12 protein-coding genes are annotated in these 11,798 nt (G+C 73.4%); 10 read left to right on the top strand and 2 right to left on the bottom strand.

The genetic code is table 11. The annotated features are described in order from the left end of the window. Positions 1-33 precede the first annotated feature (33 nt). Complete coding sequence (locus tag ACIQGV_RS12935; protein ID WP_402493839.1) at positions 34-858, top strand: oxidoreductase; 825 nt, start codon at positions 34-36, stop codon at positions 856-858. A 427-nt stretch (positions 859-1,285) separates the two neighbouring features. Here the strand turns inward: ACIQGV_RS12935 and ACIQGV_RS12940 are convergent, their stop codons facing one another. Then, positions 1,286-2,119 carry an HAD family hydrolase gene (locus tag ACIQGV_RS12940; protein WP_402493840.1) on the bottom strand — a complete coding sequence of 278 codons (834 nt, stop codon included), beginning with the start codon at positions 2,117-2,119 and terminating at the stop codon, positions 1,286-1,288. A 586-nt stretch (positions 2,120-2,705) separates the two neighbouring features. Here ACIQGV_RS12940 and ssd point away from each other — a divergent pair. From ssd to ACIQGV_RS12975, 7 genes are all read left to right on the top strand, one after another. After that, positions 2,706-3,809 carry a septum site-determining protein Ssd gene (ssd, locus tag ACIQGV_RS12945; protein WP_402493843.1) on the top strand — a complete coding sequence of 368 codons (1,104 nt, stop codon included), beginning with the start codon at positions 2,706-2,708 and terminating at the stop codon, positions 3,807-3,809. After that, the gene (locus ACIQGV_RS12950) at positions 3,806-5,161 is read left to right on the top strand and encodes a TadA family conjugal transfer-associated ATPase (RefSeq protein WP_402493845.1); all 1,356 of its coding nucleotides are present in this window, start codon (positions 3,806-3,808) and stop codon (positions 5,159-5,161) included. Before ssd ends, ACIQGV_RS12950 begins: the two co-directional genes overlap by 4 nt. Next, positions 5,158-6,027, top strand: a complete 870-nt coding sequence (locus ACIQGV_RS12955) for a type II secretion system F family protein (RefSeq protein ID WP_402493848.1) — start codon at positions 5,158-5,160, stop codon at positions 6,025-6,027. Before ACIQGV_RS12950 ends, ACIQGV_RS12955 begins: the two co-directional genes overlap by 4 nt. Beyond that, positions 6,024-6,830, top strand: a complete 807-nt coding sequence (locus tag ACIQGV_RS12960) for a type II secretion system F family protein (protein ID WP_402493850.1) — start codon at positions 6,024-6,026, stop codon at positions 6,828-6,830. Before ACIQGV_RS12955 ends, ACIQGV_RS12960 begins: the two co-directional genes overlap by 4 nt. A 191-nt stretch (positions 6,831-7,021) precedes the next feature. Continuing rightward, positions 7,022-7,243 carry a DUF4244 domain-containing protein gene (locus tag ACIQGV_RS12965; RefSeq protein WP_402493852.1) on the top strand — a complete coding sequence of 74 codons (222 nt, stop codon included), beginning with the start codon at positions 7,022-7,024 and terminating at the stop codon, positions 7,241-7,243. Beyond that, positions 7,230-7,595, top strand: a complete 366-nt coding sequence (locus ACIQGV_RS12970; RefSeq protein WP_402493855.1) for a TadE family type IV pilus minor pilin — start codon at positions 7,230-7,232, stop codon at positions 7,593-7,595. The genes ACIQGV_RS12965 and ACIQGV_RS12970 overlap by 14 nt, the downstream gene beginning before the upstream one ends. Positions 7,596-7,669: 74 nt before the next feature. Continuing rightward, positions 7,670-8,074: an Rv3654c family TadE-like protein gene (locus ACIQGV_RS12975; RefSeq protein WP_402494120.1), complete on the top strand. Its 405-nt coding sequence runs from the start codon at positions 7,670-7,672 to the stop codon at positions 8,072-8,074. On the opposite strand, the gene ACIQGV_RS12980 is transcribed toward ACIQGV_RS12975, so the two are convergent. After that, a complete protein-coding gene (locus tag ACIQGV_RS12980) occupies positions 8,071-10,578 on the bottom strand; it encodes a DEAD/DEAH box helicase (RefSeq protein WP_402493856.1) in 2,508 nt (835 codons plus the stop codon). The genes ACIQGV_RS12975 and ACIQGV_RS12980 overlap by 4 nt on opposite strands. An 81-nt stretch (positions 10,579-10,659) precedes the next feature. On the opposite strand from ACIQGV_RS12980, the gene bldG reads away from it, so the two are divergent. Beyond that, the gene (gene bldG / locus ACIQGV_RS12985; protein WP_010986038.1) at positions 10,660-11,001 is read left to right on the top strand and encodes an anti-sigma factor antagonist BldG; all 342 of its coding nucleotides are present in this window, start codon (positions 10,660-10,662) and stop codon (positions 10,999-11,001) included. 108 nt (positions 11,002-11,109) lie between these two features. Further along, entirely contained in the window at positions 11,110-11,541 is a 432-nt protein-coding gene (locus ACIQGV_RS12990; RefSeq protein WP_402493859.1) for an ATP-binding protein, read from the top strand. Positions 11,542-11,798 lie beyond the last annotated feature (257 nt).

Below are 11,798 nucleotides of genomic sequence, written 5' to 3' on the forward strand. Positions count from 1 at the left end.
GGGTCTGCGTGCCGGTTGCGTACTGTCGTACCCATGAGTACGACAGGCGCGACCGCCGATCCGCTCGCGGCCCTGGGCGCACTGCCCGGCGTGGCCGAGTCCGTCGAATCCGTGCGCAAAAGCGTGGACCGGGTCTACGGACACCGGATCATGCGCCGCCGCAGCAACGAGATCACCTCCGAGGCGGCGCTGCGCGGCGCCCGCGGTTCGGCTGCGCTGTCCGGCGCGGACTGGGCCCTGGAGGAGGTGCGCCGGCGCACCGACTTCAGCGGCGACGACGAGGCGCGGGTGATGGGCGGCGCGCTGCGGCTGACCGCGGAGGCGGGCCAGCTGCTGTCGATCTGGCGGCAGACCCCGCTGCGCGTGCTGGCCCGGCTGCACCTCGTGGCGGCGGCGGACGACGCCGACCGGGTGGGGCGTCCGCGTCTGGCCGGTGAGCCGGTCGCGGAGCCGCTGGTGGAGCTGGACCTGCCGGACGCGGACGAGGTCTCCGCCCGGCTGGAGGGGCTGTCCGACCTGATCGTCGCGGGCAGCTCGGCCCCCGCGCTGGTCACCGCGGCCGTGGTGCACGGCGAGCTGATGGCGCTGCGCCCCTTCGTCTCGCACAACGGCCTCGTCGCGCGCGCGGCCGAGCGGATCGTCCTCGTGGGCAGCGGTCTCGACCCCAAGTCCGTCTGCCCGGCCGAGGTCGGCCACGCCGACCTGGGCCGCGCGTCCTATCTGGCGGCGCTCGACGGCTATGTCTCCGGTACGCCCGAGGGGATGGCGGCCTGGATCGCCCACTGCGGCAGGGCGGTCGAGCTGGGGGCGCGCGAGTCGACGGCCGTCTGTGAGGCGCTTCAGCGGGGTGCGGCGTAGGCGTCCCGTGGAAAAGGCCCCCTCCCGGGGGCCGGACAGAGTTGCGGCGGTACGAGTTCTCGTACCGCCGCTGGCATGTTCACCCGGTTACCAAGCGTCCTCGATATGTCGCCCATCAGGCCGGGATCTTTGCCCGTGGCCTGGTGCGGCTGGCCCGTAATCGACGGGTCGACGTCGCGTGGGTGCCCGGTGTTCATGCTCGGTCCGTGGGGCCAGATGCGTATGAAGGTGATCCTCTCGGATGTCCTTGGTCTCGCGGGCCGTTGATTCCTTTCTACTCCAGGTCGGGAGCAAGCGGAACCCCTGACCGCACTTCTTTACTTTTGGGTTCAAAGAGTGTCGAAAAGGGCGTCAAGGGCGGACGGCGCGGCTGGAGGCGAGGAAAGCGCTGGTCAGGCCGTCGACGCCCGATGGAGGAAATCGCCGGTCAGGCCGTCGACGCCCGACGGCGGCTGGCGTACCAGACAAGCCCCGCGGTGGCGGCCGCGGCGCCGATCGCGGCGGCCGCGACGAGCGCCGGACGCGGCGGTACGGAGAAGGCGGGCAGCCGCTGCTTGAGCCGTACGGGCCGGTGGAAGTCGAGTACCGGCCATCCCCGTGCCAGCGCCTCCCGGCGCAGCGCGCGGTCCGGGTTGACGGCGTGCGGGTGCCCCACGGCCGTCAGCATCGGCAGGTCGGTCGCCGAGTCGCTGTAGGCGTAGCAGCGTGAGAGGTCGTACCCCTCCGACTCCGCGAGCTCCCGGATCGCCTCCGCCTTGGTGGGGCCGTAGGCGTAGTACTCCACCTCCCCGGTGAAGCAGCCGTCGTCCCCTACGACCATGCGGGTGGCGACCACCCGGTCCGCGCCCAGCAGCTCGCCGATCGGCTCGACGACCTCCGCGCCCGACGTGGAGACGATCACGACGTCGCGGCCTGCGGTGTGGTGGTCCTCGATGAGGGAGGCGGCCTCGTCGTAGATGATCGGGTCGACGATGTCGTGCAGGGTCTCGGCGACGATCTCCTTGACCTGCCGGACGTTCCAGCCGCGCACCATCCCGGACATGTACTCGCGGGTGCGTTCCATCTGGTCGTGGTCCATGCCGCCGACGAGGAACACGAACTGGGCATATGCGGTGCGCAAGGCGGCCCTGCGGTTGATCAGACCGCCTTGGTAGAACGACTTGCTGAAGGTGAGCGTGCTCGACTTCGCAATGACCGTCTTGTCCAGGTCAAAGAAGGCGGCTGTGCGGGGCATCGAGTGGTTTTCCACGACCCTGAGCATAGGCGCAGCCCATTCGGCGTAAGGTGGGGTGTGTGGGTTTGCCTGAGAAGGCTCTCGGGTACACCATGGAAGTCACGGATCGTTCGCGACCGTGCTAACCCGGTCCGACTCCTCCCCCCCCGAGTCGGCCGTGGGGACGACCCCCGCTCTCCCCCCCGGCGGGGGTCGTCGCATGTCCGGGTGGGTTTTTCCTCTCTGTGCACGGCCGTGAGGGCCGGATCGAGGCGGCTTCGGCCGCCTCTTCGTCGTATCCATGATCCGTCACGCTGTGTAGCCGTCGGACTGCTCTGCGGAAGTCGCACAGGAGATGGTGCAGGGGTCACCGGTATGGGTGAAGGCGATATTCACAACCACGCTCCCGTCCACAGTTATTGACCAAGATCCACAAGATTTCGGGGTTCGCTCCACCGTGATTCCAGCGCGCCCCGATCGCGGCGAGTTCGTGACCTCTTCCGTTTGTCGGACGCGTTTGGCCGGTTTCTTCCGGCCGCTCATATGGAGGCCGGTCGACCGGTTCTCCGCACGGATGGGAATCGCGGGGCCGCAGGGGCCCCGCGGGACACACAGCGAAGGGGGAAGCCGCGCCATGACCGATGTCGTCACACATGATCCGCCGCCCGCCGCGGGAGGCCGGCAGAGCAGGCCGCTCATCGTCACCGAGGACGCCCGTCTGCTGGACGACCTGCTGCGGCTGTGCGCGGCCGCCGGCGCCACACCCGAGGTCCGTCCCTCGGTGCCGCAGCGCCGCGACGGCTGGGAGTCCGCACCGCTCGTCCTCGTCGGGGACGACGCCGCCCGCCGGGCGCGCGGCGCGGCACGCCGGCGGGGAGTCGTGCTGGTCGGCCGTGACCAGGACGATCCCGGTGTCTGGCGCCGCGCCGTCGAGATCGGCGCCGACCACGTGCTGATGCTCCCCGACGGCGAACAGTGGCTGGTGGACCGCATCGCCGATGTCGCCGAGGGCGTCGGCCGGCCCGCTCTCACCGTCGGCGTCATCGGTGGCCGCGGCGGTGCCGGTGCCTCCACGCTCGCGTGCGCGCTCGCCGTCACCTCCGCGCGGGAAGGACTGCGGACCCTGCTGGTGGACGCCGACCCCCTCGGCGGCGGGCTCGACGTGCTGCTCGGCGGGGAGACCACCGAGGGGCTGCGCTGGCCCGCCTTCGCCGGATCCCGCGGGCGGGTCGGCAGCGGGGCGCTGGAGGAGTCCTTGCCCGAGGTGCACGCGCTGCGGGTCCTCAGCTGGGACCGGGGCGATCGTGTGGCCGTCCCGCCCCAGGCCGTCCGCGCGGTGCTCGCCGCCGCCAGACGCCGGGGCGGCACCGTGGTCGTCGACCTGCCGCGCCGCTTCGACGACGGCGTGGCCGAGGCCCTCGCCCAGCTCGACGTCGGCATTCTGGTCGTCCCCGCCGAGCTGCGCGCCGTGGCCGCCGCCGGACGCGTGGCCTCCGCCTTCGGCATGGTCCTGCGCGACCTCCGCGTCGCGGTCCGCGGGCCGTACGCGCCAGGACTCGACGAGCGCGAGATCGCCCGGCTGCTCGGACTGCCTCTGATCGGCGAGGTCCCCGTGGAGTCCGCGCTGCTGCGCCCGGGCGGCGGGAAGAACCCGCCGGGGGCCGGCGGCCGCGGCCCCCTGGCCCGGTTCTGCAGGGAGTTCTGGGAGCGGGCCCTGATCGAGGCGGAGGCGGCATGAGCACGCTGCCCGGGTTCGGGGGTCCGCGGACGCGGGAGGGCGCGGACGCGCGGCGACGGTTGCCGCCGAGCGGTACGGAACCGGCCGATGCGCTGGTGGAGGGCGTACGGCGGCGGCTCGCGGCGGAGAGCGGGGCCGAACCGGCCGCCGTGCTGCTGGAGGGCGTGCGCAGACGACTGGCCGAGAGCGGTGCGGAACCGACACCCGCGCGGGTGGCGCAGGCTCTGCGGGAGCAGGGGCGGGTGCTCGGCGACGCGGAAGTGCTCCGCACGGCCGAACAGCTGCGCTCGGAGCTCATCGGCAGCGGGCCGCTGGAGCCGCTGCTCACCGATCCGTCCGTGACCGACGTGCTCGTGTCGGCACCCGACCGGGTCTGGGTCGACCGCGGCGGCGGCCTGGAGCTGACGGGGGTCGCCTTCTCCGACGCCGCGGCGGTGCGGCGGCTCGCGCAGCGGCTGGCCGCGGTGGCCGGGCGCCGCCTCGACGACGCCAGGCCCTGGGTGGACGCCCGGCTGCCCGACGGCACCCGGATGCACGCGGTGCTGCCCCCGGTCGCGGTCGGCTGCACCTGCCTGGCCCTGCGGGTGGTACGGCCGCGCGCCTTCACACTCCATGAACTCGTCGCGGCCGGCACGGTCCCGCCCGGCGGCGACCGCGTCCTGCGCGCTCTGCTGCGGGCCCGGCTCTCCTTCCTGATCAGCGGCGGCACCGGCAGCGGCAAGACGACGCTGCTCAGCGCACTGCTCGGCCTCGTCGGGCCGGACGAGCGGATCGTCCTCGCCGAGGACTCGGCCGAGCTCCGGCCCGACCATCCGCACGTCGTGCGCCTGGAGGCCAGACCCGCCAACCAGGAGGGAGCCGGCCGCGTCACGCTGGAGGACCTGGTGCGTCAGGCCCTGCGGATGCGGCCGGACCGGCTGGTCGTGGGCGAGGTGCGCGGGCCCGAAGTGGTGCATCTCCTGGCGGCGTTGAACACCGGTCACGACGGAGGCGGCACCGTCCACGCCAACGCCGCCGCCGACGTGCCCGCCCGCCTGGAGGCGCTCGGCACCGCCGCCGGACTCGACCGGGCCGCGCTGCACAGCCAGTTGGCCGCCGCCGTGTCGGTGGTGCTGCACCTGGTGCGCGACAGCGCCGGGCGCCGGCGGATCGCCGAGCTGCATGTGCTGGAGCGGGACGCGGCGGGACTGGTGCGGACGGTGCCCGCACTGCGGTGGGGCGCGCGGGCGTTCGTGCGCGAGCCGGGCTGGCAGCGGCTGCGGGAGCTGCTCCGGGAGGACTGCCTGACGGGATCGCGGGCGCCGGCGGAAGAGAGCGCGGGCGGCAGCGGAGGAAGGGGAGAGGACACATGAGCTCGATGACCCAGGTGGGGGCGGTGACGGCCCTGGTCTGCGCGACGGCGGCCGCCTGGCCGGCCGGGGAACGACGGTCAGGGGCGCGGCGGGCGCACCTGCTCCTGGCGGGCGGCGAAGCGGTGGGGACGGGACCGCCCGAGCGGCCTGGGCCGGCCCGTCGTCTGCGTGAGGCGCACGGGCGGGTACGGCCCGAGTGGTGGGCGCCCGCCGTGGGACTCGTGCTGGCCGTGCTGGGGACCTCGGTGCTGCCGGCCGTCGCGGGGGCGGCCGGGCTGCCGCTGCTGAGGCGGGTCCGGCTGGCCCGGGAGGCACGACGCGCCCGGGAACGCCGCGGGGACTCGGTCATCGCCCTGTGCGGGGTGCTCGCAGGGGAGGTACGGGCCGGACGGCAGCCGGGTGAGGCGCTGCTGCGCGCCGCGCAGGAGTCCGGCGGCCTCGGTGAGGCGCGGTCCGCGGTGCTGGCGGCAGCCCGGTTCGGCGGGGACGTGCCCCAGGCACTTGCGGTCGCCGCGCGCAGGCCGGGTGCCGAGGGACTGCTCGGCCTCGCCGCGTGCTGGCGGGTGGCCGTGGACCAGGGCGCCGGACTGGCGGCCGGACTCGACCGGCTCGAAGGGGCGTTGCGGGTCCAGCGCGACCAGCGCGCCGACCTGCGGGCCCAGTTGGCGGGTGCGCGTTCCACGGCACTGATGCTCGCCGGGCTGCCGGTGCTCGGCCTGCTGCTCGGCGCGGCCCTCGGCACGGACCCGCTGCGGGTCCTGCTGCACACGGGAGCGGGGCTGGTCTGCCTGCTGGCCGGCGGGCTGCTGGAGGGCGTGGGCCTGTGGTGGGCGCTGCGGATCGTGCGGGGAGCGGAGGCGGAGTGAGCCAGGAAGGGCAGGAGATCGTCCACAGGCTGTGGGTGGCGCTGGGCGCGGGAGCCGCGCTGGTCTGGGCCGTCCACCGGCTGGCCGGAGCGAGGCACGAACGCAGAGTCCGGCGCAGGCTGGCCGGGCTGTGCGCCCTGGAGTCGGCGGCGGGCCGGAGGACGCGCCCACGGCCGGCCTCCGCTCTGCGGAGATGGTCGGCGCCGACCGGAGTGGCGTGCGCAGGATGGGTGCTGGTCGGAGGGCTCACGGGAGTGCTGGTCGGACTGGCCGCCGCAGGCGTGCTGTGGCGATGGCGGCTGCGGCCGGCGAAGGCCGATGACAGCGGACCGGAGCTCGACGCCGGTGAAGTCGCGCTGGCGGCACGTCAGTTCCCGCTGGCAGCCGATCTGCTGGGAGCCTGCATCGCCGCCGGAGCCGGTCCGGTGCTCGCGGCCCAGGCGGTGGGGGAGGCGCTGGGCGGCCCCGTGGGAGAGGCGCTCGCCCGTGGTTCGGCGGAGGTCCGGCTCGGCGGGGAACCGTCCGCCGCCTGGCGCGGGCTCGCCGCTCTCCCGGGCGCCCGGGGCCTGGCGAGACTGCTGGAACGCGCCGACGTCTTCGGACTTCCGGCGGCCGGTCCCGTCGCCCGGCTCGCGGCTGACGCCCGCGCGGACCGGACGCGCGCCGCGACAGCACGGGCGAGACGCGCGGCGGTCCTGGTCACCGCGCCGGTCGGGCTGTGCTTCCTGCCCGCCTTCATCGCGATCGGCGTACTGCCGGTGGTGATCGGGCTGGCGGGCGAGGCGCTGGGAGGAGGCCCATGACGGCGGACCCATGACGGCGGACCCATGACGGCGGACCCATGACGGCGGACCGATGCCGATGACCGCGGATGGCCGATGACCGATGACCGATGACTGCGGATCGGCGGCAGCGAACCGACGCAGAGAGCAGTGACGCAGTTCAGCAGTGCCGATGGCGATGGACAGGGACAAGGAACCTCACGGGGGTCGAGATGTACGGAGTGGTGCGGGCGCGGCTGGGTGCCCTGGTGTGCGGGATGCGCGGCTGGTGCCGGTCGCGGGGGCGGGACGCGGGAATGGTGACCTCGGAGTACGCGCTGGGCATCGTCGCGGCGGCCGCCTTCGCGGTGGTGCTCTACAAGGTCGTCACCAGCGGGCAGGTCAGCGCGGAGCTGCAGGCCGTCGTGAAGCGGGCGCTCGATGAGGCGATGTGAACGACCGGCGGACCAGGGGTTCGTGACGGCGGAGTCGGCTGTGGTGCTGCCGGTGCTGGTCATGTTCGCGATGGCACTCGTGTGGGGGCTGCTCGCGGTGGCCACGCAGATCCGGTGCATGGACGCGGCCAGGACGGGCGCCCGCGCTGCGGCCCGGCAGGACCCCGAGGGCGCGGTCGCCCGGGTGGCCCGCGGGGCCGCGCCGTCCGGAGCGCGGGTCACCGTCAGCCGGGAGGGCGACCTGGTGCGGGTCGTCGTGGTGGCAAAACCGCGCTTCCTGGGCGGGCTGCCCTTCGAGGTGCGGGAGGAGGCCGTGGCGGCCGCCGAGGAGACGGTGGGGGTGGAATCGTGAGAGCGCCTTCCGGCGGATCGGGGACACCGCTCCCCGGGCCGTACGGCGTCGGCCCGGGGAAGAGCCCGTACGGCATCGGCCGGGGGGCGGATCCGTGCCGCTCGGACCGGGGGTCGGCGACCGTCTGGGGCATCGGTGTGATCGCCGTGCTGTGCGCCGTCTTCGGTGGGGTGCTCGTACTCGGGCAGGCCGTCGTGGTCCGGCAGCACGCCGCGCGCGCTGCCGACATGGCTGCGCTGGCCGCGGCGGACCACCGGCCCGAGGGCGGCACGGCGGCCTGCGGGCACGCCGCCCGCGTGGCCCGGGCCCAGGGCGCACGGCTCGTACGGTGCTCCCTGGACGGCGAGATCTCGGATGTGACGGCCGAGTCCGCGCGGGGGCCGTTCACGGCAGAGGCCAGAGCCCGGGCAGGACCGGCAGGGCCCCCGGCGCCGGATCCTCCTGGAAGAGCCCTGGCACCCCCTGGGAGGCCCTCCTAGGCGTTCTTCGCCCCGGTGGCCTCCCCGGAGCCTGTCTCCCCGTCCCCGGGCTTCTCCGGCGGAGCTCCGCGCAGCAGGACGGTGAGCAGCCGTACGGCACCGCGCTTGTGCAACGGGTCGTTGCCGTTGCCGCACTTGGGGGACTGGATGCAGGACGGGCAGCCGGCGTCGCACTCGCAGGAGGCGATGGCCTCGCGGGTGGCGGTGAGCCAGGCGCGGGCGGTGCGGAAGGCGCGCTCGGCGAATCCCGCGCCGCCGGGGTGGCCGTCGTAGACGAAGACCGTGGGCAGGAGGGTGTCGGGGTGGAGCGGGACCGACACACCGCCGATGTCCCAGCGGTCGCAGGTCGCGAAGAGGGGCAGCATCCCGATCGACGCGTGCTCGGCGGCGTGCAGGGCGCCCCCGAGGATCTCGGGGTTGATGCGGGCCTCGTCCAGCTGGTCCTCGGTGACCGTCCACCACACCGCGCGGGTGCGGAGCGTACGGGGAGGGAGGTCGAGCTTCGTCTCGCCCAGCACCTCTCCGGTGATCAGACGCCGGCGCAGGAAGGAGACGACCTGGTTGGTGACCTCGACGGAGCCGTAGCAGAGGCGGCCCTCGCCCCAGGGGATCTCGGTGTCCGTCTCCAGCACGGAGACGGAGGTGGTGTCGCGGGCGACGGTGGAGTACGGCGGGGCGGCCTCCTCGACCAGGGCGACGGAGTCGTCCAGGTCGAGGGAGCGGACCAGATGGGTACGGCCCTGATGGAGATGGACGGCGCCTTCGTGGACGGTCGTGTGGGCCGCGCCGGCGTCCACCGTGCCGAGCAGACGGCCGGTGCCGGCCTCGACGATCCGCACGGGGCTGCCGCCCCCGCCGCGGATGTCGGTGAGGTCCGCGGCCCGCTCCCGGCGCGTCCAGTGCCACGCCTTCGTACGGCGGCGCAGCAGCTTGGCGGCCTCCAGCTGCGGCAGCAGGCCGGCACTGGCAGGCCCGAACAGCTCCAGGTCCTCGTCCGTGAGCGGGATCTCCGCGGCGGCCGCGCACAGATGCGGGGCGAGGACGTAGGGGTTGTCGGGGTCGAGGACGGTCGACTCCACGGGCCGGTCGAAGAGGGCCTCGGGGTGGTGGACCAGATAGGTGTCCAGCGGGTCGTCGCGGGCGACCAGGACGGCGAGGGCGCCCTGGCCGGAGCGGCCCGCGCGGCCGGCCTGCTGCCACAGGGACGCGCGCGTGCCCGGGTAACCGGCGATGAGGACGGCGTCGAGGCCGGAGACGTCCATGCCGAGCTCCAGCGCGGTGGTCGCGGCGAGGCCCAGCAGCTCTCCGGAGTGCAGGGCCTGTTCGAGGGCGCGGCGCTCCTCGGGGAGGTAGCCGCCGCGATAGGCGGCCACGCGCCGCACCAGGGAGCGGTCGGTCTCGGCCAGCCGCTCCTTGGTGATCACCGAGATCAGTTCGGCCCCCCGCCGGGAGCGGACGAAGGCGACGCTGCGGACGCCCTGGAGGGTGAGATCGGTGAGCAGGTCGGCGGTCTCGGCGGTGGCGGTCCGGCGTACCGGCGCGCCCTTCTCGCCCTGCAGCTCGGTCAGCGGCGGTTCCCAGAGGGCGAACACCAGTTCCCCTCGGGGTGAGGCGTCGTCGGCGACCTCCACCACCGGCAGGCCGGTGAGGCGGCGGGCGGCCACGGCGGGCTCGGCGGCGGTCGCCGAGGCCAGCAGGAACACGGGGGACGCGCCGTGACGCGCGCACAGCCGGCGCAGTCGGCGCAGCACCTGTGCGACATGGGAGCCGAAGACACCCCGGTAGGTGTGGCACTCGTCGATGACGACGTACTTCAGCGCCTTGAGGAAGGAGGACCAGCGGGGGTGGGAGGGCAGGATGCCGCGGTGCAGCATGTCCGGGTTGGTGAGGACGTAGTTGGCGTACTGGCGGATCCACTCGCGTTCCTCGAACGGCGTGTCGCCGTCGTACACCGTCGCGCGCACCGCGTTGCCCAGCGGCCGGGACAGCTCCCGCACGGAACGGCACTGGTCGGCGGCGAGCGCCTTCGTGGGGGCCAGGTACAGGGCGGTGGCCCCACGGCCGTTCGGCGCTCTGGAACCATCCAGAAGGGTGGAGAGCACGGGGACGAGATAGGCCAGCGACTTGCCCGAGGCGGTGCCGGTGGCGACGACCACGGAATCGCCGTCCAGGGCGTGCTCGGCGACGCGTGCCTGGTGCTCCCAGGGGTGCTCGACGCCCGCGGCGCGCACCGCCGCGACGACCTCCGACGAGATCCGGTCCGGCCAGACGGCATGGCGGCCCTCGCGCGGGGGCAAGTGCTCCGTATGAGTGATGCGCGAAGCCCGGCTCGGACCCGAGGCGAGCCGGTCCAGGACCGTGCCCGGGGCCTGATGCGGCGCGGGGTCCGTCGGGTGTCGATCGGATCGGTGATTCTTGGCCATCGGCACCGAGTGTGTCACTGGAGTGACGGACAATGGGCTCAAGGCGTCGTGCACGCCTGCCGGTAAGTGATTGAATGCCATCGCGGCTGGCGAACAGTCCTGGGGGCTTCAAGCCGAGTGCCCCGAGGGGCGACCGCTCGATAGCAAGGTGCTGGAGGATCCGTGGACCTGTCCCTGTCGACCCGTACCGTCGGCGATCGTACGGTCGTCGAGGTCGGTGGCGAAATCGACGTATATACCGCGCCCAAGCTGCGTGAGCAGCTGGTCGAGCTGGTGAACGACGGGAATTTCCACCTCGTCGTCGACATGGAGGGCGTGGACTTCCTCGACTCCACCGGTCTCGGCGTGCTGGTCGGCGGACTGAAGCGCGTGCGTGCCCATGAGGGCTCTCTGCGCCTGGTGTGCAACCAGGAGCGCATTCTCAAGATCTTCCGCATCACCGGCCTGACCAAGGTGTTCCCGATCCACACCTCGGTCGAGGAGGCGGTGGCGGCGACCGACTGATCACCGGAGCCGGGCCCGCGCGGCCCGGCTCCGCACAGTTCCACCGGAGGACCGGTCGGTTCGGCGGCCCGGCCCTCGACAGCACGCCCGTAGCTTTGAGGGGGATGCATGGCCACCGTCGAACTCCGCTTCAGCGCGCTGCCCGAGCACGTGCGGACCGCCCGGCTGGTGGCGGCCGCGGTGGCACGCAGGGCCGGGGTGGACGAGGCCGTCCTCGACGAGGTGAGACTCGCCGTCGGCGAGGCATGCACCAGAGCGGTCGGGCTGCACCAGAGCGCCGGCATCGCCGCGCCCGTGAAGGTGCTGCTGGTCGAGGAGGAGAAGCAGTTCTCCATCGAGGTCGGCGACGAGGCGCCGCGTTCCTCTCCCGGCGACCGGGCTCCCGGCGCCGCCGGCGAGGACCCGGACGCCGAGGAGGACGAGATGGGCCTCGCGGTCATCAGCGGCCTCGTCGACGACGTGGAGGTCACCGCCGGGGAGAACGGCGGGCAGATCCGCATGACCTGGCCCACCGCGCTGCACCCGGTGCCTCTGGCCTGACCGCCCCGTTCACCTGAATGGCCCCGCCTCGGCGGGGCTTTTCTGCGTGTGCGGCTGTCAGTGCCCCCGCCTACAGTGGTTGCGTCCGGAGTTGCTACCGATCCGTACCGTACCCGGCCATGCGATTCGTGAATTCCTTCACGATCGGGGGTACTCGGATGAATCGATCAAGCGCCAATGTCCATTGATCAAGCGGCAATGCTTCGAGGGCATTACTGCTTGAATGCAAATTCCATTTACGCACACTGTTTTGATCA

Origin of the sequence: Streptomyces sp. NPDC093094 (assembly GCF_044754345.1) — a bacterium.
Classification (GTDB): domain Bacteria; phylum Actinomycetota; class Actinomycetes; order Streptomycetales; family Streptomycetaceae; genus Streptomyces.

Coding starts and splice junctions, on each gene's coding strand:
- ACIQGV_RS12935 (WP_402493839.1), top strand. CDS start 34: ATGAGTACGACAGGCGCGACCGCCGATCCGCTCGCGGCCCTGGGCGCA.
- ACIQGV_RS12940 (WP_402493840.1), bottom strand. CDS start 2,119: ATGCTCAGGGTCGTGGAAAACCACTCGATGCCCCGCACAGCCGCCTTC.
- ssd (WP_402493843.1), top strand. CDS start 2,706: ATGACCGATGTCGTCACACATGATCCGCCGCCCGCCGCGGGAGGCCGG.
- ACIQGV_RS12950 (WP_402493845.1), top strand. CDS start 3,806: ATGAGCACGCTGCCCGGGTTCGGGGGTCCGCGGACGCGGGAGGGCGCG.
- ACIQGV_RS12955 (WP_402493848.1), top strand. CDS start 5,158: ATGAGCTCGATGACCCAGGTGGGGGCGGTGACGGCCCTGGTCTGCGCG.
- ACIQGV_RS12965 (WP_402493852.1), top strand. CDS start 7,022: ATGTACGGAGTGGTGCGGGCGCGGCTGGGTGCCCTGGTGTGCGGGATG.
- ACIQGV_RS12970 (WP_402493855.1), top strand. CDS start 7,230: ATGAGGCGATGTGAACGACCGGCGGACCAGGGGTTCGTGACGGCGGAG.
- ACIQGV_RS12980 (WP_402493856.1), bottom strand. CDS start 10,578: ATGGCATTCAATCACTTACCGGCAGGCGTGCACGACGCCTTGAGCCCA.
- ACIQGV_RS12990 (WP_402493859.1), top strand. CDS start 11,110: ATGGCCACCGTCGAACTCCGCTTCAGCGCGCTGCCCGAGCACGTGCGG.